We start from the raw sequence: 21,965 nt of genomic DNA, 5'->3' as shown, positions 1-21,965 counted from the left end.
GGGGGGGGTGGGGGGTTAGCGCTGGCGCGGCATTGGGGTGGCGGGGCCTGTTGGTGTGGGTAGGGGGTCGTCGATGTCGGCTACTGGTTGGGAGAACTGGGCGTGGTAGAGGCGGTGGTAGGCGCCCTCGGCGGCCAGCAGTTCGGCGTGGGTGCCCTGCTCCACGATCCGGCCGCTCTCCATCACCAGGATGAGGTGTGCGTCGCGGATGGTCGACAGCCGGTGCGCGATCACGAAACTGGTCCGGTCCGACCGCAGCGCGGCCATCGCCCGCTGCAACAACACCTCGGTACGGGTGTCCACCGAACTCGTCGCCTCGTCCAGGATCAGCAGCGACGGGTTGGACAGGAACGCGCGGGCGATGGTGATGAGCTGCTTCTCCCCCGCGCTGACGTTGCTGCCCTCCTCGTCGATCATCGTGTCGTAGCCGTCGGGCAGGCTGCGTACGAACCGGTCGACGAAGGTCGCCTTCGCCGCGGCGAGGATCTCCTCCTCGCTCGCCTCCGGGTTGCCGTACGCGATGTTCTGCCGGATCGTGCCGCCGAACAGCCAGGTGTCCTGGAGCACCATGCCGATCTCGGAGCGCAGCGTGTCCCGACTCAGGTCGGTGAGGTCGACCCCGTCCAGGGTGATCCGGCCGGAGTCCAGCTCGTAGAAGCGCATCACCAGGTTGACCAGCGTCGTCTTGCCGGCACCGGTGGGTCCGACGATGGCCACCGTGTGACCCGGTTCGGCCACCAGCGACAGGTCCTCGATCAGCGGCTTGTCGTGCTCGTACCGGAAGGAGACCCGTTCGAACTCGACCCGGCCGTGCCGGTCGGTCAGCTCCGCCGGCCGGGCCGGGTCCTGGCTCTGCTCCTGCGCGTCGAGGAGGTCGAAGACCCGCTCGGCCGAGGCGACCCCGGACTGGAGCAGGTTCGCCATCGACGCCACCTGGGTCAGCGGCTGGGTGAACTGCCGCGAGTACTGGATGAACGCCTGTACGTCACCGAGGCTCATCGCGCCGGAGGCGACCCGCAGGCCACCGATCACCGCGATCGCCACGTAGCTCAGGTTCCCGATGAACATCATCGACGGCATGATGATGCCGGAGACGAACTGGGCGCCGAAGCTCGCCCTGAACAGCTCGTCGTTCTTCGCGGCGAAGGACGCCTCGATCTCGCGCTGCCGGCCGAACACCTTGACCAGCTCGTGGCCGGTGAACGCCTCCTCGATCTGGCCGTTGAGCGCACCGGTGTGCTTCCACTGGGCGACGAACTGCTTCTGCGAGCGCTTGGCGACCTGCTTGGTCACCCAGACCGACAGCGGCACCGCGACCAGCGCGACCACCGCCAGCAGGGGTGAGATCACGAACATCATGACCACCACGCCGACCACTGTCAGCAGCGAGGTGAGCAGCTGGCTCAACGTCTGCTGCAAGCTCGTGGAGATGTTGTCGATGTCGTTGGTCACCCGGCTGAGCAGCTCACCCCGGGGAGACGCGTCGAAGTACGGCAGCGGCAACCGGTTGAGCTTGTCCTCGACGTCGGACCGGAGCTGCCGGATGGTCCGCTGCACCACCCCGTTGAGGAGGTAGCCGGCCAGCCAGGAGAGCAGGCTGGCACCGACGAAGAGGATCATCACCAGCAGCAGCACCCGGCCGAGCCGGTCGAAGTCGATGCCGACCCCGGGCAGCACGTTCGCCTTGGCGATGATGTCGGCCAACGAGTCGTTGCCGGCCGCCCGTGCCCCCTCGACCGCCTGCTCCGTGGTCGTCCCCGGCGGCAACTGCTTGCCGATGACGCCGGAGAAGATGATGTCGGTGGCGTGCCCGAGGATCTTCGGGCCGATGACGCTGAGGCTGACGCTGGCGACGACGAGCGTGATCACCCCGATCAGTTGCAGCCGGTGCGGCCGCAGCCGACCCAGTAACCGCTTGGCCGAGGGTAGGAAGTTCATCGACTTCTCGGCCGGCATGCCCGCGCCCATCCAGGGTGGGCCACCGCCGCGCCGCCCGGCTTCGGGCAACCGGGCAGGTGCGGTACCGGTGGTCTGCTGGCTCATCCCCGTACTCCGTGTCTGGTTTGGTGCCGGTTGGCTGCTCATGCGACCGCCGCCGCGCTGAGCTGGGATTCCACGATCTCGGCGTAGGTGGGGCAGGTGTCGATCAGTTCCCGGTGGCGGCCGATCCCGACGACCGCCCCGTCCTCCAGCACGATGATCTGGTCGGCGTCGATGATGGTGGAGACCCGCTGGGCGACGATCACCACGGCGGCGTCCGAGGTGACCGGCCGCAGCGCGGCCCGCAGCCGGGCGTCGGTGCCGAGGTCGAGCGCGGAGAACGAGTCGTCGAACAGGTAGATCTCCGGCTGGCGGACCAGTGCGCGGGCGATGGCCAGGCGTTGTCGTTGCCCGCCGGAGAGGTTCGTTCCGCCCTGGGAGACCGGTGCGTCCAGTCCCTCGGGCAGCGCCTCGACGAAGTCGCGGGCCTGCGCGATCTCCAGGCTGGTCCAGAGTTCGTCGTCGGTGGCGGCCGGGTTGCCGTAGCGCAGGTTGCTGGCGACCGTGCCGGAGAAGAGGTACGGCCGCTGGGGCACCAACCCGATCCGCTGCCACAGGATGTCCGGGGACAGTTCGCGTACGTCGACCCCGTCGACCAGCACCGTGCCGCCGGTGGCGTCGAAGAGCCGGGGCACCAGGCCGAGCAGGGTGGTCTTGCCCGCCCCGGTGCTGCCGATGATCGCCGTGGTCTGCCCGGCGCGGGCACGGAACGAGATGTCCCGCAGCACGGGGGCCGCCGCGCCCGGGTACTGGAACCGCACGTCGCGCAGTTCCAACTCGCCGTGGTTGGTCACCTCGGCGATCGGGCTGGACGGCGGCACGACGGAAGAGTGGGTGTCGAGCACCTCGACGATCCGGTCGGCGCAGACCGCCGCGCGCGGCACCATCATCAGCATGAAGGTCGCCATCATGACCGCCATCAGGGTGAGCATCAGGTAGCTCAGGAAGGCGGTCAGCGCGCCGATCTGGATCTGGCCGGCGTCGACCCGGGACGCCCCGAACCAGAGCACCGCGACGCTGGAGGCGTTGAGCACCAGCATCACGATCGGGAAGATCAGGGCCATCAACCGGCCCGTACGCAGCGCGGTCGCGGTCAGGTCGACGTTCGCGGTGTCGAACCGGCGGGTCTCGTACGGCTCCCGGACGAACGCGCGGACCACCCGGATGCCGGTGATCTGCTCACGCAGCACCCGGTTGACCGTGTCGATCCGGGTCTGCATCAGCCGGAACTGCGGCACCATCCTGCGGATGATCAGGCCGATCGACGCGATCAGCACCGGTACGCAGACGACCATCAGCCAGGAGAGGCCGACGTCCTCGCGCATCGCCATGATCACACCGCCGACGCAGGTGATCGGGGCCGCGACGAGCAACGTGCAGCTCACCACGACGAGCATCTGCACCTGCTGCACGTCGTTGGTGTTCCGCGTGATCAGCGACGGGGCGCCGAACTGGCCGACCTCGCGGGCGGAGAAGCTCATCACCCGGCCGAAGATCGCCGTGCGTACGTCCCGGCCGAAGCTCATCGCGGTCCGTGCCCCGAAGTACACGGCCGCGATCGAGCAGGCGATCTGTACGCCGCTGACCAGCAGCATCCAGCCGCCGATCCGGAGGATGTAGTCGGTGTCGCCACGGGCGATGCCCTGGTCGATGATGTCGGCGTTGAGGCTGGGCAGGTAGAGCGAGGCCATGGTGCCGACGAGTTGCAGCAGCACCACGTAGGTGAGCGGTCGCCGGTAGGGCTGTAGGTAGGTGCGCAGGAGACGAGTCAGCATCGGTGACCCCCCGAATCATGGATGCGTTGGCCGGTCATGACGGTTCCGGCTGATGTTGGCGAACGCCGTCGAGCAGTACGGAGACGATCTGCTCCGCGGTCAGTGGATCACCATCGGTGATCATGGGATGGGAGCCGGAGAAGGCCAGCAGCCGGAGCAGCCGGGCCACCTCTCCCACGGTGAAACGAAACTGGTCGTGGTCCGGTTCGACGATCCGGGCGATCTCGGCCTGGATCCGCTCGTTGGTCGATCGGACCGTGGCCCGATGCGCCTCCCGGTCGGGCGGCTGGCTGTGCGGCCCGAGCGCGGTGACCAGGTTGATCACCCTGAGCAGCCGGCGCTGGATGATGCCGGTCGCCTCGACCAGCCGGTCGCGGAGCGGCAGGGTCGGGTCGACCTCCGCGAACTCGGTCCAGTCCGGCTCGGGGTCGAGCGCGGCGGCGACCGTCGCCTCGATGAGGGCCCGCTTGTCCGGGAAGACACGGAAGATGGTTCCCTCGGCGACGCCCGCGGCCTCGGCGATCTGCCGGGTGGTGACCCTGGTGCCGTACTCGCCGACCAGGGGCAGGGTGGCGGCGATCAGCGCGGCCCGCCGCTCGTCGGGCGGTAACGGGCGAGCCCGGCCGGAGCCGGGTCCGCACTGTGGCGGTCGGCTCGGGCCGGGCGGTACCCCGTTGGCGGGGGAGGTGTTCACGGCGGCGACATTAACTGAGTGAGTCGCTCACTCACAAATGAAATAGCCCTCACCATCGGCCGGAATGGGCTCCCGCCGGGTGGACGGGTCGATTCAGCCCTTCAGGCTGGTACGAAGCTGGTCCAGCACCACCCGCGCGGCGGTCGGGCCGGCGTTGAGGTACCACGGGTCGTCGTCGACCGCGACCGCCCGCTTCGCCACGACCGCCTCAAGCGTCGGCCAGATCGGCGCCCCGGTCAGCGCCCCGGCCTTGCCGCCGCCGCCCTGCACCCCGTAGAACAACCAGTCCGCGTCGGCCAGGTCGAGCTGCTCGTTGCTGATGTCCTGCGAGGTCTTGTCGAACTGCTGGCTCTTCGGCCGGGCCAGGCCGGCGTCCTCGGCGATGCTGCCGGTGAACGACGCGACCCCGAAGATCCGGGTCCGGTCGCCGTTGACCCGCAGGAACGAGACCGTCGCCGGCTTGTCCAGCGAGCGGCCGAGTCCGGCGGCGTCGGCGTGGAACGTGTCCAGGATCCCCCGCGCCTGCTCGGACCGGCCGGCGGCCGCCGCGATCAACAAGAAATCCTGCTTCCAGTTGACCCCGGTCCCCTCGGTCACCACCGTCGGCGCGATCGCGGACGCCGCCTTGTACACGTCGTCCTTCAGGACCGAGGAGTTCATCAGGATCAGGTCCGGCTTGGCCTGCGCCACCGCCTCCAGGTTCGGCTCGCCCCGACCGCCGACGTCGCTCATCTGGGCGAGCTGCCCGGCGTACCGGGGGAAGGCCGTGGTCAGGTAGGCGGGCACCAGGGCGGCGTCGTCACCACGGGTGGCGGCGACCGGCACGATTCCCAGGGTCAGCAACCCGTCGAGCTGCCCGGTGGAGATCACCACGACCCGGGCCGGCTGCGCGGGGACACTGGTGCTACCGGCAAAATGCCCGACCGTACGGGGAAAGACGCCGTCGGCGGCGTCGCTGCCCATCCCGGCGGGGACGGTGCGGGGCGCGGTGAAGCTCGTCGGAGTCCCGGCCGAAGCGGCGGCGGCCGGTGCCGCCTCCGGCTCGGAGGAGCCGGCGCAACCGGCGGTCACCGCAACGGCGGCGACGACGGCCGCGACGAAAAACAGGGTACGGGTCCGCGAGCGGGCCTTCGAATTCAGCAAGATCACCAGGTTAGCTTAGCCTAACCTGTGCTCATGATATTTTCTGGCCGTGCCCCCTGACCTCAGCAGACGTCCGGACGCCGGCACGGCGCCCCTCGGCCGGACCGGTGTCGCCACGACGGTGCCGCCACCCCCGCCGCCCACTCTCCGGGGGCCCGCGCCGGTCGTCGGACCGTCGGCGCGACGACTCTGGAGCGGCCGAATCGGCGGGCTGCTGATCGCCGGGGCGGTGCTCGTCCTGCTGGTGACGGTGAGCGTGGCACTCGGCTCGCGGACCATCGCCCTGCCCGACGTCTGGCACGTGCTCTGGCACCGCGACGGCAGCCGGGACTCCATAGTGGTCTGGCAACTGCGGATGCCCCGTACGATGCTCGGGGTTGCGGTCGGCGCGGCGCTCGGCCTGGCCGGCGCGGTCATGCAGGCACTGACCAACAACCCGCTCGCCGATCCGGGCATCCTCGGGGTCAACGCCGGCGCCGCCTTCGCGGTCGTGACCGCCATCGCCGTCTTCGGCGTCACCCAGGTGACCGGCTACGTCTGGTTCGCCTTCCTCGGCGCGGCCGTCGCCGCCCTGGTGGTCTTCGGCCTCGGTGGCCGCACCGCCGGACCCGCCGGACAGATCCGGCTCGTGCTCGCCGGCGCCGCACTCTCCGCGAGCCTCGGCGCCTGCACCGGCATCATCACCATGTTCAACTCCACCGCCTTCGACTCCTACCGGTTCTGGGTGGTCGGCTCACTGGACAACCGCGACGCGCAGACCCTCGGCCGGATCGCCCCGTTCCTGCTCGTCGGCGTACTGCTCGCCCTCACCCTGCCCCGCCAACTCAACGCGATGGCCCTCGGCGACGACGTCGGCCGCGCCCTCGGCGTGTCGGCCCTACGGATGCGCCTGGTCGCCTTCACCTCGGTCACCCTGCTCTGCGGCGCCGCCACCGCAGCCGCCGGCCCGATCGGCTTCGTCGGACTGGTGGTCCCGCACGCCGTACGCCTGATCGTCGGCCTCGACCAGCGCTGGGTGCTGCCGTACTCGCTGCTCACCGCGCCGATCCTGGTCCTGGCCAGTGACATCGTCGGCCGGGTGGTGGCCCGGCCCGGCGAACTTGAGGTCGGCATCGTCACCGCCTTCGTCGGCGCCCCGGTCCTGCTCGGACTGGTCGTACGCCGCCGGGCCGGGCGACCGTGACCGCGCCCCGGGTGCTGCGCGGCCCCGGTCGGATCGCCATCCGGTACCACCGCCGGTCCGCCGCCACGGTCGCCGTGCTGCTGCTCGGCTGCGCCGCGATCTGGGCCGTCACCATGACCACCGGCGAGTACGCCCTCGGCCCCGCCCAGGTGTGGCACGTGCTGACCGGTAGCGGCGACCGCACCAGCCGGCTGGTCGTGCTCGACCTGCGGCTGCCCCGCGCCGTCGCCGCACTCCTGGTCGGGATGGCGCTCGGGCTCTCCGGCGCCATCTTCCAGAGCCTGTCCCGCAACCCCCTCGGCAGCCCGGACATCATCGGCTTCACCACCGGATCGGCCACCGGCGCGCTCGTGGTCATCCTGGTCGTCGGCGAGACCTCCGGCACCCTCGTCTTCGGTACGCTGATCGGCGGCTTCGCCACCGCCATCGCCGTCTACCTGCTCGCGTACGCCCAGGGGATCCACGGGCAGCGGCTGATCCTGGTCGGCATCGGGATCGGCGCGATGCTCGCCTCGATCAACGACTACCTGCTCACCCGGGCCGAACTCGAACAGGCACAGGCCGCCAAGACGTGGCTGTTCGGCAGCCTCAACGCCATCGCCTGGCGACACGTCGTACCGCTGGTGATCGCGCTGGCCGTACTGGTTCCGGTCACCATGGTTCTCGGGCCCCGGCTGCGCGCCCTGGAACTCGGCGACGACATCGCCGCCGGACTCGGCGTACCGGTCAACCGGAGCCGGCTGATGCTGCTGCTGTGCGGCGTGACGCTGGCCGCAGCCGCCATCACCGCCGCCGGCCCGATCGGCTTCCTGGCCCTGGCCGCCCCACAACTGGCCCGCCGCCTCACCCGCGCCCCATCCATGCCCCTCGCCCCGTCGGCCGCGATGGGCGCACTACTCCTCCTCGGTGCGGACCTGCTCGCCCAGCGCGCCCTGGCCCCCTTCCAAATCCCCGTAGGCCTCATCACCGGCGCCCTAGGCGGCACCTACCTCCTCTGGCTCCTAACCCGCCGCCCCACCCCCCACCCCTGACCCCCCCCGCCCCGCCCCCCGCCCCCCGCGCCCACCCCGCCCCCCGCCCCCCGCGCCCACCCCGCCCCCGCCCCCCGTGCCCGCGCCCGCCCCCCGTGCCCGCGATCTAGGGCATATACGTGCTTGTTGATCTCTGATCACACGTATTTGCCCTAGATCGCGGAGGGAGAGGGGGTGGGACCTTTGGCTGATCTGTGGTCCGGCTTATGGGGGCCTGGTTGCGACGATCGGCCGCTGGCAGGAAATTGATCAATCGGCCGGGGAGCAGTGAATCTTGACAACTCGATGCGACGCACAACACACTTCGCGCAACTGCGTGATCTTCCCGTGCCGCCCCGGCAATCGACCTGCCGTGGGCGGTTTCCGTGCACGCCTCGACCGGAGGAACCTCTCATGAGGAGTATCAGAAAACCGGCCAGAGTCAGTCGACTGGTAGCACTACTCGCCGTACCCGCCGCGCTCGTCCTGGGCGCGCTGCCGAGCCTCGCCAACCCCGCCGACAACGGGCAGGTGGAGCCGACCCGCAAGTCGAGCACCGAACAGAACGGCGTCGCGCTCATGCGCATCGTCGCCGCAGACAAGGGCGAGGTCGACAAGCTCGCCGAGCTCGGTGTCGACCTCGTCGAGTACAGCAAGCCGCTGGAGAACGGCATCGAGGTGCATGCCGTACTGAGTCCAGAGGAGACGGCGGCCCTGCGTGACCTGGGCTTCGACGTCCAGGGCAAGATCTCCGACCAGGACGACTACCGGGCCAACGTGGCCGAGCGCAAGGCCGCCATCGCGGCCGTCGACGCGCTGGCGGTCGAGGCCGACCAGCTGACCGTGCTGCGGGCCGAGTGGTTCACCAGCCTGGACGGCAACCGGTTCCTGTCGTTCGAGGTCAAGTCCGACGCGGGCGCCGACTCCGCCACGGTGATCAACGCGAGCTGGGACACCGGCACGAACACCCCGCCGACCTCCGGCGGCACCGCCACCATGGCCCGGTTCACCGACGCCGGCGAGTACATGTACCACCGGTTCACCTCGCCGCTGGCGCTCAGCACCGCCGCACCGAACAAGGTGACCTTCACCAGCAGCAAGGGCGGCACCGTCAAGGCGTCGGTGACGCAGTGGCTGGGCAAGCCGAAGGAGGCGCCGGGCGAGCACTACGTCTCGGACTTCGTCGACCACTACATGGACCCGACCGAGATCACCGAGCGGATCACCGGACTCGCGGCCGAGTTCCCGAACATCACGCAGATCATCGACCTGCCGAACCTGACCAACGGGTACCGCCGACAGGCGCAGGCCCAGTTCGGCACCGCGGCGGCGAGCACCTTCTACGTCACCACCCGGGCGTGGGGGCACGAGGGCGGCAACGACACCACTGTGTCGCTGGTCAACCCGGGTGCGGCCAACCAGGCGCTGACCGTACTGGTTGCCGGTAAGACCGTGATGGTCTCGCTGGCCACCGACGCCGCCGGCGCCCTGACCAGCACCGCCGCCCAGGTGGTCGCGGCGCTGAACGCGGACGCCGCCGCCTCGGCCCTGCTGACCGCGAGCACCTACCGGGGCAACGCGGGCACCGGCCTGGTCGCCGCGGCCGGTGTGACCCGGCTCAGCGACAACCTCCAGGCCCCGGCGAGCATCTCCCGTGAGCCGTTCCAGATGAAGGCGCTGCGGATCGGCCGGGCCAAGGACGGCTCCAAGCCGGGTGTGTACCTCTACTGCCAGCAGCACGCCCGCGAGTGGGTCACCCCGATCACCTGTGTGGAGACCGCGGAGCGGCTGCTGCGTAACTACGAGCGGGACACCAAGACCCGCAACCTGGTCAACGGCCTGGACATCTTCATCCTGCCGGTGGTCAACCCGGACGGCGCGCACTACAGCATGTACGACTTCAACTCGCAGCGTAAGAACATGACCAACCACTGCGCCGCGAACGCCGCCGACCCGGCGAACCGCAACTCGTGGGGCGTCGACCTGAACCGCAACCAGAACGCCGGTTCGCTGTTCGACGGCTACAACGGTGCCTCGTCGAGCTGCACCAGCGGCACGTACGCCGGCCCGAGCGAGCAGTCCGAGCCGGAGGCCAAGAACGAGGACTGGCTGATCAACACGTACCCGAACATCAAGTTCTCGATGAACACCCACTCGTACGGTGGGTACTTCATGTGGGCGCCGGGTGCGTACAAGACGGCCGGTCGCGAGGTGCTGCCGCGGACCGACTTCGGCACCGAGAACTTCTTCTGGAACGCCTCGTCGAAGATCCTGAGCGCGGTCCAGTCGCACCGGGGTACGGCGATCTGGCCGGGTCGTACCGGCCCGACCACCGACGTGCTCTACTCGGCGGCCGGTAACAGCGCCGACGCGCACTGGTACAACAAGGGCATCATCGCCTGGAACTTCGAGGTCGGCGCGGACAAGTACAACCCGGCCACGAACCGGTGGGACGCGGTCGGCTTCCAGCCGGACTTCAGCGAGGGTCACGAGGAGGCCATGGAGTTCTCCGCCGGCCAGATCGCGATCCTTGAGGTGGCCAAGGCGTACGCGGCGGACAAGTCCAAGCCGACGGCCGAACTCGTCGTGAAGAGCAAGGGAGCCGGCACCACCGACTTCACCTTCACCACCAGCGAGGCGGCGAACGTCTACTACACCCTGGACGGCAGCGAGCCGACCACGGCGTCGCTGAAGCTCGGCTTCGCCGGCTACCGCGAAGGCCCGGAACGAATCACCATCACCACCAAGACGACGGTCCGCTGGCTAACCGTCGACATCGCCGGCAACGTCGGCACCGTACAGGAAAAGCTCCTGAACGTCCCGAAGAGCTAACCCCACCACCACCCACCGCGTGGCCGCCGCCCCTCCGGGTCGGCGGCCACGCACCCCCCCCCACCCCGAACTCCGTTGATCATGAAGTTAGCGACGCCCCGAGGGCCTCGGGGCGTCGCTAACTTCATGATCAACGCGGTTGGGTGGGGGTAGGAGCAGGATTTGGAGGCTTGGATGCACTTGCACGGTGGGTTGGGCGGGGTTGCGGATGCTGGGGTGCGGCGGCGGGTGTTGGTGCTGTTGAGCCTGATCCTGGTGCCGATGGCGGTGGCGACGCTGGTCGGGCTGGTTTTGCTGTGGCCGGGGGGCGGGGAGGTTTCCGGGGCGGCGGCCGGTACGGCGGGGCGGGATCTCAGTCATCCGGAGGCGACGGTGCAGACCGTGGCGCCGTACGAGTGTCCGGCGCCCGGACAACGTACCGGCCCGGAGTCGGGGCCACGGATGGTCACCTGCGCGACCGTGCAGGCGCGGCTGGAGACCGGTCCGGAACGCGACGGCATCGTGACCGTGGAGGTGCCGGCCGAGTCGTACCGCAGCGGGCTTGAGGCCGGCGACCGGATCAAGGTCGTACGCGTCTTCAACCACCAGACCGGCCCGGCCATGTACGCCTTCTACGACTTCGCCCGTACGGTGCCGATCGGCATCCTGGCCGCCGTGTTCGCCCTGCTCGTCGTCGCGGTGGCCCGGATGCGGGGGCTGAAGGCACTGATCGGGCTCGGCTTCGCGTACCTGGTGATCGTCAAGTTCATGCTGCCAGCACTGCTGGTCGGCGAGTCCGGCCTGCTGGTCGGCCTGGTCGGGGCGGCGGCGATCATGTTCGTCGTCCTCTACCTCGCCCACGGCTTCTCGGCCCGGACCACCACGGCGCTGGCCGGGACCCTGTTCGGTCTGCTGGCCACCGCCGGGCTCGGCGTCTGGGCGGCGGGCGCGGCACACCTGACCGGGCTCGGTGACGCGGACGGCATCACCCTCGCCGTCTACAACGGACAGGTCGACCTCTCCGGTGTGGTGCTCTGCGGCATCATCGTGGCCGGGCTGGGTGTGCTCAACGACGTCACGATCACCCAGTCGTCGGCGGTCTGGGAGCTGCACCAGCTCGCCCCGGACCGGTCGGCCCGCCGGCTGTTCACCAGCGCGATGCAGATCGGCCGCGACCACATCGCGTCGACGGTCTACACCATCGCGTTCGCGTACGCCGGCGCCGCGCTACCGATCATGCTACTGATCAACGCGTACGACCGGCCGGTGCTCGCCGTACTGACCAGCGCGCAGATCGCCGAGGAGATCGTCCGTACGCTGGTCGCCTCGATCGGCCTGGTACTGGCGATCCCGCTGACCACGGCGGTGGCGGTCGCCGTGGTCAAGGCGGTCGGGCGCCCCACTCCCCCGGCACCGCCCACAGCCGACGGCGACGGGACGGATGGGGACGGACCCACGACGGTGAACGGGCCGGAGCGGGGCGATCCCGATCCGGTCGGGTCCGGGCTGGTGCGGCCGGTCGGCGGTCAGCAGGGTTGACCGGCCGCGGCCGGGACGGGCTGTCGGGCGGTTCGGGTACGGTGTCCACCGTGCTAAGTGGACTGGACGATGTGCCCTGGGATGAGCTGCACCACGCCTTCGGTAAGGCGACGGACGTACCCGGGCTGCTGCGCGGCGTGGCCGATGGCGACGACGACGCGCTCGGTGACCTGTTCGGCAACATCTGGCACCAGGGCACGGTGTACGAGGCCACCGCGTACGCCGTGCCGTTCCTGGTCGAGCTGCTGGACGCGCCGGGCACCGACACCACCGGACTGCTCGGTCTGCTGGCGGCCATCGCCCAGGGCACCTCGTACGCGGACGTCCACCAGGACTACGAACCGGCTACGGTCCGCGACAGCCCGGAGCTGTCCGCCCGGATCGAGCAGGAGTTGGCCTGGACCCGTGCCGCCCGGACCGCGGTGGCGGCGGGTGCGCCGATCTACCTGCGGCTGCTCACCACGGCGCCGGAGGAGGAGGTGCGCGGCGATGCGGCGTACACCCTGCGGGCCAGTATCGAGCCGACCGACCCGGCCGCGTCGGTGATGCTGCACCGGATCGGGCGGGAGGACAGCCCACTGGTACGGGCCGGCCTGATCCTGGCGGCCGGTGGGCTCGGGACCGCGACCCCGCCGCTGATCACCGGCTGGCTCGGCGATCCGGCGGCACCGCCCCGGCTGGCGGCCGCGCTGGTCGCCGTGCACCTGGCGACCGAGTCCGCGATCCCGCTGCCCGACGGGGTGGAGGCGGTGCTGGAACGCGACACCCCGTCGTCGTTGGACGCCCTGTCGACACTGCCGTGGAGCGCGCTCGGGGACGACCCGCTCCGGTGGGTGATCGAGCAGCTCGCCGACCAGTGGGAGCTGCGGATCCGGCTGTTGCGGGGCTGGATGCGGCATGACAGCGCCGACGTACGCAAGGGCGCGGTCTTCGCCGCGGAGCACCCGATCCTGGAGTGGCGGCCGGCCGCCACCGAACTCGGGCCGGCGCTGGCGGCCCGGCTGTCCGACCCGGACCGGGACGTCCGATACTGGGCGGCGAGCCTGCTGGCGGATTCCGGTCACGCCGCGGCGACCGCCGCCGACGAGCTGTGGGCGCTGGTGCGGCGGGAACCGGTACGACAGAACGAGCCGGCCGCCTTCGCCCTCGTCGCACTCTGCCGACTGCACGACCCTCGGGCCGCGACCTACCTCGCCGAACGGCTCGCCGCCGACCCGGTTGACCTGTCCGGCCTGGACGCGGCGATCAGGCTGGTCGGACCGTGGGCCGACGCCTGCCGCGTCCCACTGGTCCGGTTCGCCCCGCTGGCACCGGCCGGCAACAACCGGATCAGCCTGATCTCGGCGATAGGTCGGCTGTACGCCGGCACCGGCGCCCCGGCCGGCGAGGTCGTCCCGCTGCTGCGGCAGGAGTGCGTGTCCCACCCGCACATCGCCACGCGGGTGCTCGGCGACCTCGGGCCGGATGCCGTCGACGCACTGCCCGACCTGCACCCGATGCTGGCGCACGACGACCCGTTCGTACGCGTCAACGCGGCCCGTGCGGTCTGGCGGATCGGTGCGGATCCGGCTCCGGCGCTGCCCGTACTGCGGGAGATCCTGGTCGACGGCGGCCGGGCCGACCGGGGTCACGCCGTCGACCTGCTGCCCGAGTTGGGGCCGGCGGCGGTGGAACTGGCCGACCTGCTGCCCCCGTGGTTCGGGGCCGACGACGACTCGCTCGCGGTGGGGTCGGCGGTCGCCTACTGGCACCTCACCGGTGACCCGACCACGGTGGTGCCGGCGCTGCTGCCACACCTGCGCACCGGACCGGACGGACGGGTCGCGCTGGCCTGCCTGGCCGACATCGGACCGGCGGCGCGGGCAGCCGTGCCGGTGCTGCGAGCGGCGGTCGAGCAGGAGCGGCACGGGCCGACCGGGGGTGGTTCCCCGGTCGACGAGGACGAGGACTGGCCGACCGCGTGCGCCGGGGCGCTCGCCCGGATCGACGTACCGCCGGCCGGCTAGGGTCCCGCGCCGGAGACCGGGAGCCGGCGGGGTGCGAGGCCCCGCCGGCTACCTTCGCTACTGGGTGACCACGTCGAAGCGGTCTACGAGCAGGTACGTACCCGATCGTTTGACGCCGCGCAGGGTGTGCGAACCCTGCGACAGTCCACGCACGCTGTAGATGACCTGCTGGGTCAGCCGGGTGCCGCTGCTGGTGTCCACCGTGGCCCGCAGGACACCGTCGAGGTAGATGTCCACCAGACCCTGGTCGGAGTTGCGCTCCGACAGGTAGTCGATGCCGGTGCCGTTGAACGTGTAGGTGAACGACCCACCGTTGGTGGTCGTGTAGTGCACGTCGTCGTTGAAGTCGCCGAAGCCGCGGGCGCTGCTGACGGCCCAGCCACTGCTGTACGTCGCCACGTTGTCGTTCAACCGCTGGACCGAGCCGGTGCTCGGATAGAGCTGCGAGCGCGGCACGACCTGGGCGGGTGTGTTGGGGCTGCTCCAGATGAGCTTCATGTACGCCGAGCCGCTCTGGTCGGTCTGTTCCAGGCGGATGTCGTGACGGCCGGCGGTGAGGGTGACGCTGCCCTGGTCGACGGCTGGTGCGTGGGGTACGGCTTTGTCGATGACGAGTTGTCCGTCGATCCACAGCCGGACCGTGTCGTCCGATACGGCGGTGAAGGTGTACCTCTCGGAGTACCGCGCCTCGATCGAGCCGGTCCAGCGGCTGGCGAAGTTGTCGGTGCCGATCGAGGCGGCGGGCGAGCCGCTGAAACGCCAGGCGTAGTTGACGGTCGGATCCGTACGGGTGACCGCTGGCGTACCGGTGAAGGTGGTGTTGTTCCAGAATTCTGCCTTGAGCCCGGAGCCGGTGCCGACCGCCGTGGGTGCGGGGGTGGTGATGTCGGCCTCGATGACGGTGGCGATGGCGTTGGTGGCGCCGCCGCTCGGCAGGAAGTCGTAGCCGTCACCGGCCGCGCGCACGCTCACCGGTGACGCGCTGCCGAGCACCCGCGCACCGGTGACCGTGAACGGCGACCGTTGGCTGAGGTGCAGGTTCGTGGCCCAGTTGTTGACGATGAGATAGAGCTTGTTGCCCTTGCGGGTGACCTTGCCCCAGGCGGGCTGGCCGACCAGACCCGTGTAGCCCGCGCCGGTGATGGCCGCGCCGTTGGTGGTCATCCAGGTTCCGACGCCGTTCAGGGCACCGGACTGCCCCGCCGTGACCGTACCGGTGGGGGTCGGGCCGATGTTGAGCAGCATGTTGGCGCCGTTGCTCGTCACGCTGGCCAGGTCGCGTACGAGTTGGGTCGGTGACTTGAAGTTGGTGTCCCAGGCCGCGTACCCCCAGGTGTTGTTGATGGTCATGCAGGTTTCCTGCAACTGAGCCGATGGCGGGGAGCCGGCGAGGGACTGCTCGGGAGTGCCGTAGTCGCCGTCGACCGGGCGGCGCTTGCCGATCCGGTTGTTGACGATGACCTGGGGCGAGATGCCGCGAACGAACCGCTCCAGATCCTCGCCGTTCTGTTCCGACCACGGGTTGGTGGGGTTGGTCTCGGTCCACTCACCGTCGAACCACAGCAGCGCGGGATCGTATCCGGTCACGAGTTCTTGCAGTTGCGCCTTCATCTTGGTGATGTACGCCGGGAAGTTCGCGACAAAATCCGGATCGTGCCAGTCCCAGATCGAGTAGTAGAAACCGAGTTTGATGCCGTTGGCGGTCGCGGCGTCCTTGAGTTCGCGCAGGAGGTCGCGGGAGAAGCCGGAGTGGTCGCGCAGGTTCCACCGGTTGACCCTGGTGGGCCACATGGCGAACCCGTCGTGGTGCTTGGAGGTGATGACGATGTACTTCTGACCTGCCTGTTTGGCCATCTGCACGATCGCGTTCGCGTCGAACGACGCGGGGTTGAAGGTGGCGGCCTTGGCCTCGTAGTCGCTCCACGGAATGTTGCACTGCCGCTTGATCCACTCGACCTCGCGACACGTTCCGTACTGGCCCTGGTAGACGGCGTATGGGCCGAAGTGGATGAACATGCCGAAGCGTGCCTCGTCGAACCAGCGGGTGCGTGAACCACTCAACGCGTCATCGACGACGTAATTGTCGCCCGGTGCGGCGACGACCGGTGCCGATGGGATGACGACCGTCGCCGCCATCGCGATGAGCAATGACAGTCCTATTCGGAATGCTGATCGCATGGTGCCCTCTCCTGCGCGCACACCATCCACGGCGGCCCCCGGACGGCCGACGGTGGATGTTCGAGAGATTGAAATGACTCGATAATCTTCCCGAAACATCCGAGGTCTGTCAATGAGTTGGTCACAATCGATGGGATGAAAGGATCAAACTACGGGCGCCCTGGCAGATTCATCGGACGAGTTTCGATCGGGCTGTGCGCTCAGTCGCGGGCGGCGGGGAGCGGCGCGGCGACGATGGCCGGCGTACGCGTCGGCGGTGGCGGCAGGACGTCGCCGAACAGGGCCAGGGCGTTCTGCTCGCCGACCGCGTCCCGGACCGCCACGGAAACGCCGAGTTGGTCGAGCAGGCCGAGGATGGCGCCCGGTTCGCTGTGCGGCAGCGGCGGCGAGTCGGTGCCGAACAGCACCCGGTCCTGGCCGAAGGTCCGCAGTGCCAGGTCGATAGCGGTCGCGCTGGGGGTGGCGGTGTCCACCCAGATCCGCCGCAGGTAGCTGCTGGGCGGCGCGGCGAGCGCGGTCAGCCGGCGCATCAGCCGGGGTGGGCCCACCGGACCGGGTGGCGCTCCGGCGGCGGGCGCCGCCGGGTCGGTGTCCCAGTGGCTCGGCGTCGTGATCCGGTCCAGCTTCTCGGCGAGCAGTCCGAGCGCGCCGCCGGCGGTCGGTCCGATCAGCTTCAGCCCGGGGAACCGGTCCAACCAGCCCCCGAGCACGCAGCAGGCCAGCCCGATCGTGACGTCGCCGAACCGGCCCAACTGCTCGATCAACAACAGGTGGTCCAGGCCCGCACCGGCCGCCGGCGACGCGGGCGGGTGCAGCAGTACGGGTACGTCCGCCTCCGCCGCCAGCGCGAAGAAGTCCTCCGCCTCCGGTGCGTCCAGGTACCGGCCGGCGACGCTGGTGTTGGCGATCAGCCCGACGAACTGCGGCTGCCGTACGGTCTGCGCGACCCGGGCCAGGTGCGCGGCGCCGCCGAACGGGTTGACGTAGACGTACGCCCGCAGCCGCTCCGGGTACCGGTCGACCAGTCCGGCCAGCCACTCGTCGTGCCGGACCAGGTCGCCCTCGGCCTGTGCGTAGTTGTCGACGCCGGGCAACGGCACCATCGCACCACCGCCGACCGGGCTGCCGATGATGGTGGTCCGTACGCCACGGGCCAGCTTGCCGGAGATCATCTCTTCGATCTGCCCCAGCGTGCGGGGCATCGGATAGCGTCGCCTCGACTCCGGTGGGCTGAGGTGTCCGTGCACGTCGATGGTCACACGGGTCAGCCTTAACCGGTCGGCGTCACCGTACCGTCACCGGCGGGCTCGACGGTGGTGACCGGTGTCGGCGTACGGCGCACGACCTGGAAGCGTCGCCAGGCCAGCGCCGCCCCGATCACCGCCAGGGGCAGCGAGGGAACGGTGTAGCGGGGGTCGATCGCCGACGTGGCCACGCTCCCGACGATCATGCCGAACGCCAGCACGACCCAGGCCAGCGGGTCGAGATGGTCCCGCAGGGTCGACGCCCGGGGGCGGTAGCAGGCCAGGACCAGGACCAGCAGGAAGCAGAGCGCCACCCCGGTCGTCGGTACGGTCGCCACCTTCGAGTAGCGGTGCAGCGGGCCCATCAGCGGGTGGTCGTACTCGCCGGAGAGGCCGGCGAAGCGGCGTACGGCCGGGTTCTCCGGTGCCAGGTACGGCACGCAGCTCATGTCTCCGCTGACCGGGAAGTCCCAGATGCTCGCGACGCAGGCGACCCGCTCGTTCGGGTACGGCCCCGGTCGGATCGCCCGCCACGTCTCCAGCGCGACCGTCTCCAGGAAGTCACCGGGTTGGGCGAGGATCGCCTTGCTGGCGAAGCTACCGAACACCGCGTCCGGCATCTGCGTGTACTCGGCCTTGCTGCCCTCGCCCCACAGGTACAGGTCCGGCGGAAGTCGCCGGCCGAGTGGCTGGTCGGGGCAGAGCCGGCGCTCGTCGGCGGTCAGGTCGAGCTGGTCGCAGTCGACGAAGGTTGTCGTCCGCGACCAGAGGAAGCGGGATCCGTACGTGCCGAACGAGTACTGCCCGTGGTAGCTGTGGTACCAGACCAGGTAACCGCCGAGCGCGATCGCGACGACCACGAGGAAGGCACCCGTACGGCGCCAGTTCAGCCGGCGCAGCAGCAGGTAGAGCACCGGCACCGCGAGCGCGGCCAGCCCGATCGAGCGGGTGAGCGCGGCCGAGGAGAACGCCCCACCGGCCACCAGCACCCCGAGCCAGCCGGGGGCCTGCCGCCAGGTCAGCGCCAGCATCCCGGTCAGGAGCAGACAGGTGAACAGCGTCTCGGCGAGCAGGAAGTGTTCGACCGAAACCGTACGGGCGTCCAGCAGCAGCGGCGTGACGGCGACGGTGGAGACCAGCCGGGACAGCCCTCGGCGTTGCAGGAAGACGTACCCGGCGACCACGATGCCGAGTCCCATCAGGTGCTGGATCGCTATGATCCGCCGAACCGAGTGCAGCTCCACCAGCAGGCTGAGAAAGAAGCTGTAGCCGTACGGTCGGACGCTGCCGGGCTGGTGCGAGTAGGCCAACCCCAGGTAACTCTGGCTGTCGCCCTGATACCACAGGGCCGGGCTGTAACCGATCATGACCACCACGCGCAGGGCGGCGCCGACCACCAGCAGCAGCACCAGCACCCAGTGCCGGCGCAGCAGATGGCCGGCGTCACCCGGCAGTCGCCCCAACCGGCCGATGGTCCAGCCCCGCAGTCGTTCCAACCGGGGGGCGGGCGGCTCGGGGGCGAGCGTGGTCACCGCGCCGGCTGCTTCGGCAGCACGGGAGCGGCCCGCCCGGTGCCGTGGTCACCCGAACCCGACGACCCGGATCCGGCGGAGCCCTTCTCCTCGTGGTACTCCTCCTCGACGTTGACCTGCCACACGTCGTGGGTGGTGCCGTCGAGGATGTTCTCCGCGGTCAGCATCGCGGTGAGCATCGAGTGGTCCTGGTTGTTGTAGCGGTGCATGCCGTTGCGGCCGACCGGGTGCACGTTCGGCACCGCCTCGGCGAGCCAGTGCCGGATGGTGTCGACGGCGTTCTCGTAGCCCTCGTCGTAGACCGGGTACGCCTTCGGCATCCGGACCACGTACCCGGCGCTGACCGCACCCGAGGTGACCAGCCGCAGCCGCTCCAACTCCTCGGTGCCGAGTTTGATCAGGTCGTCGTCGGCCATCTCCCACAGGTCGTCGCCCTCGTTGACGAAGTACTCCAGACCGAGGCAGGTGAACCCGTCCTGCACCAGGTAGGGCGACCACGAGCCGAAGTTCTGGATCCGGCCGACCCGTACACCGGGGGTGTGCACGTAGATCCAGTTGTCCGGGAAGCCGGCCTCCTCCGGAACCACCAGGGCGATGGTGAGGAAGTCGCGGTAGCGCAGCGCGTCGGCGGCGGCCCGTACGTCGTCCGGGGCCGGCGGGTCCATCACCTTGATCAGCTCGGAGATCGGCATGGTCGACACGACGTGGTCGGCCTCGACCCGGCGCTCGTCGTCGGCGTCGGCGACGGTCACCGCGACCGCCCGGCCGTCCTCGCGGTGCACGGTCCTGGCCCAGGTGTTCAGGGTGACCACCCCGCCGGCCTTGGCCACGTGCTCGGCCGCCCGCTCCCACATCATGCCGGGGCCGAACTTCGGGTACTGGAACTCCTCGATCAGGCTGGTGATGTCCTTCTGGTTCCGCTTCGGCATCAGGGCGTTGACCACCGCGTTGGCCAGCGACAGGTTCTTGATCCGCTGGGCCGCCCAGGTGGCCTGCAACTCGGTCGCCGGGATGCCCCACAGCTTCTCGGTGTAGGTCTTGAAGAAGATCGAGTAGAGCCGTTTGCCGAACCGGGCGGTGACCCAGCCCTCGAAGTGGCTCTGGTCCTTCGGCGGCCGGACCTGGGCCCACAGGTACGAGCCGACGCAGCGGGCCGCCTCGAACACCCCGAGGTTGCCCAGCGCGTTGCCGGCCTTGAGCGGGTAGTCGAACAGCTTCTCGCGGTAGTGGATCCGGCTCATCCGAGGCCGGAGCAGGAAGTCGGAGTCCGGCAGGATCTCGTGCCACAGTGCCTCGACCGACGAGACCTTGGTGAAGAACCGGTGCCCACCGATGTCGAAACGCCAGCCCTCGCGCTCCACCGTGCGACTGATCCCACCGACCTGGTCGTCGGCCTCGAACACCTCGACCGAAGCCTGGCGCTTGGTCAGCTGGTATGCCGCGGTCAGGCCGGCCGGGCCCGCTCCGATGACAACTGTGTGGGGTGTTCTCGTCATGCGCTGATTCATCACCTTCGGCGTATTGTCGGCCACCACTGCTCGGCCGTCCCGCTGCCCGACGCCAGCCACCGGCGCTTTTCGCAGCGGGGGCGCGACGACCGTGAGGACCGTCGCGGAAGGAGGACAAGGACGCGCGGAATCTAGCATGTCGGCGACCGGGCCGAATACCGCCTCGACGACCCGGGGCTTTCGCACCGGGATTACCGATCAGGGCGTCGGGGTATCGCATCGCCATCCGGATTCAGCCCCGCCACACCAGTGCAGATCCGGACATGTCGGCAGTGCCGTCCCCGTCGAACTGGAGTCCTGATGGAACTGAACGAGAACGCGGAGATCGACACCAGCCAGGTGGAGGACCGACGTGGATCGGGCGGGTCGGGCGGATTCTCCCTCGGCGGTGGCGGCGGCCTGGTCGGCGTCATCGTCACCGTGCTGGTCGCGCTGGTCGGCGGCGGCTTTGGGCTCAACGCCCTGACCAGCGGCGACGAGCAGGGCGACAACACCGCGATCGAACAGCGGTGCTCGGCCGACGACGCGCTGCAACAGCTCGACTGCCGCAACACGCTGTACGTCAACTCGATCCAGACCTGGTGGCAGCGGACGATGCCGGAGAAGTTCGACAAGCCGTACACCGAGTCCGACACGGTCTTCTTCGAACAGGCGGTGAACACCGGGTGCGGTGCGGCCGACTCGGGCGTCGGCCCGTTCTACTGCCCGGCCGACGATCTTGTCTACATCGACCTGAGCTTCTACCGCCAGTTGGCCGAACAACTCGGCGCGACCGGCGAATTCGCCCAGCCCTATGTGCTGGCCCACGAATACGGCCACCACGTGCAGGACCTGCTCGGTACCGAGGCGCAACTGCGCAAGCAACAGGCTCGCGATCCGGGGCAGGCGAACGAACTGTCGGTCGCACTCGAACTGCAAGCCGACTGTTACGCGGGCGCCTGGGCGAAGAACGCCACCGGAACCGCCGACGAACGGGGCGAGAAGATCTTCACCAGCATTTCCGACCAGGACATCCAGGAGGGTCTGGACACCGCCGCCGCGATCGGTGACGACGCCATCCAGGAACGCTCGGGCGGCCGGATCGACGAGTCGGCGTTCACCCACGGCAGCTCGGCCCAACGCCAGGAGTGGTTCCGCCGGGGTTTCGACACCGGTGACCCGACCGCCTGCGACACCTTCGGCGCCGGCCGGTAGACGCCCCACCTCCACGCTGACGGGCTCTCCCGTCGACCGGGTCCCACCACCCGGTACGACGGGAGAGCCCGCGCCGCCGTCGGCGCAACCGAGCCCGCCGGACGTACG

General features: G+C 69.8%; 14 protein-coding genes. 6 read left to right on the top strand and 8 right to left on the bottom strand.

What is annotated here, in order from left to right:
* Positions 1–15: 15 nt before the first annotated feature.
* The 4 genes from OG792_RS12685 to OG792_RS12670 form a co-directional block, all read right to left on the bottom strand.
* Positions 16–2,043 (bottom strand): ABC transporter ATP-binding protein, encoded by a 2,028-nt coding sequence (locus tag OG792_RS12685; protein WP_329109635.1) that lies wholly within the window; start codon positions 2,041–2,043, stop codon positions 16–18.
* 38 nt (positions 2,044–2,081) lie between these two features.
* Positions 2,082–3,815 carry an ABC transporter ATP-binding protein gene (locus OG792_RS12680; RefSeq protein ID WP_329109634.1) on the bottom strand — a complete coding sequence of 578 codons (1,734 nt, stop codon included), beginning with the start codon at positions 3,813–3,815 and terminating at the stop codon, positions 2,082–2,084.
* Positions 3,816–3,849: 34 nt separating this feature from the next.
* Positions 3,850–4,509, bottom strand: coding sequence for a TetR/AcrR family transcriptional regulator (locus OG792_RS12675; RefSeq protein ID WP_329109633.1), 660 nt, complete (start codon positions 4,507–4,509; stop codon positions 3,850–3,852).
* A gap of 93 nt (positions 4,510–4,602) precedes the next feature.
* Positions 4,603–5,658, bottom strand: coding sequence for an iron-siderophore ABC transporter substrate-binding protein (locus OG792_RS12670; RefSeq protein ID WP_329109632.1), 1,056 nt, complete (start codon positions 5,656–5,658; stop codon positions 4,603–4,605).
* Positions 5,659–5,701: 43 nt separating this feature from the next.
* Between OG792_RS12670 and OG792_RS12665 the strand changes: the two genes are divergently transcribed.
* The 5 genes from OG792_RS12665 to OG792_RS12645 all read left to right on the top strand — a co-directional run bounded on the left by OG792_RS12665 (position 5,702) and on the right by OG792_RS12645 (position 14,201).
* The gene (locus OG792_RS12665) at positions 5,702–6,835 is read left to right on the top strand and encodes a FecCD family ABC transporter permease (RefSeq protein ID WP_329109630.1); all 1,134 of its coding nucleotides are present in this window, start codon (positions 5,702–5,704) and stop codon (positions 6,833–6,835) included.
* On the top strand, positions 6,832–7,866 hold the full coding sequence (locus OG792_RS12660) for a FecCD family ABC transporter permease (RefSeq protein WP_329109629.1): 1,035 nt from the start codon (positions 6,832–6,834) through the stop codon (positions 7,864–7,866). The genes OG792_RS12665 and OG792_RS12660 overlap by 4 nt, the downstream gene beginning before the upstream one ends.
* A gap of 393 nt (positions 7,867–8,259) precedes the next feature.
* Positions 8,260–10,677, top strand: a complete 2,418-nt coding sequence (locus tag OG792_RS12655) for a M14 family zinc carboxypeptidase (RefSeq protein WP_329109628.1) — start codon at positions 8,260–8,262, stop codon at positions 10,675–10,677.
* Between the two features lie 174 nt (positions 10,678–10,851).
* Entirely contained in the window at positions 10,852–12,195 is a 1,344-nt protein-coding gene (locus OG792_RS12650) for a YibE/F family protein (RefSeq protein WP_329109627.1), read from the top strand.
* Positions 12,196–12,245: 50 nt separating this feature from the next.
* The gene (locus tag OG792_RS12645; RefSeq protein ID WP_329109626.1) at positions 12,246–14,201 is read left to right on the top strand and encodes a HEAT repeat domain-containing protein; all 1,956 of its coding nucleotides are present in this window, start codon (positions 12,246–12,248) and stop codon (positions 14,199–14,201) included.
* Between the two features lie 57 nt (positions 14,202–14,258).
* Here OG792_RS12645 and OG792_RS12640 read toward each other — a convergent pair whose 3' ends face one another.
* The 4 genes from OG792_RS12640 to OG792_RS12625 all read right to left on the bottom strand — a co-directional run bounded on the left by OG792_RS12640 (position 14,259) and on the right by OG792_RS12625 (position 20,651).
* Positions 14,259–16,379, bottom strand: a complete 2,121-nt coding sequence (locus OG792_RS12640; protein WP_329109623.1) for an alpha-L-fucosidase — start codon at positions 16,377–16,379, stop codon at positions 14,259–14,261.
* A 200-nt stretch (positions 16,380–16,579) separates the two neighbouring features.
* Positions 16,580–17,626: an amidohydrolase family protein gene (locus tag OG792_RS12635; RefSeq protein ID WP_329111238.1), complete on the bottom strand. Its 1,047-nt coding sequence runs from the start codon at positions 17,624–17,626 to the stop codon at positions 16,580–16,582.
* 23 nt (positions 17,627–17,649) lie between these two features.
* Positions 17,650–19,155: a hypothetical protein gene (locus OG792_RS12630; protein WP_329109622.1), complete on the bottom strand. Its 1,506-nt coding sequence runs from the start codon at positions 19,153–19,155 to the stop codon at positions 17,650–17,652.
* Positions 19,152–20,651 (bottom strand): NAD(P)/FAD-dependent oxidoreductase, encoded by a 1,500-nt coding sequence (locus OG792_RS12625; protein ID WP_329109621.1) that lies wholly within the window; start codon positions 20,649–20,651, stop codon positions 19,152–19,154. Before OG792_RS12625 ends, OG792_RS12630 begins: the two co-directional genes overlap by 4 nt.
* A 312-nt stretch (positions 20,652–20,963) precedes the next feature.
* Here OG792_RS12625 and ypfJ point away from each other — a divergent pair, with 312 nt between their 5' ends.
* Positions 20,964–21,857, top strand: coding sequence for a KPN_02809 family neutral zinc metallopeptidase (gene ypfJ, locus OG792_RS12620; protein ID WP_329109620.1), 894 nt, complete (start codon positions 20,964–20,966; stop codon positions 21,855–21,857).
* Positions 21,858–21,965: the final 108 nt, after the last annotated feature.

Source organism: Micromonospora sp. NBC_01699, assembly GCF_036250065.1.
In the GTDB taxonomy this organism is placed as follows: domain Bacteria; phylum Actinomycetota; class Actinomycetes; order Mycobacteriales; family Micromonosporaceae; genus Micromonospora_G.
The sequence above is the reverse complement of the archived record's forward strand: the minus strand, read 5'-3'. Positions and strand labels throughout refer to the sequence as shown.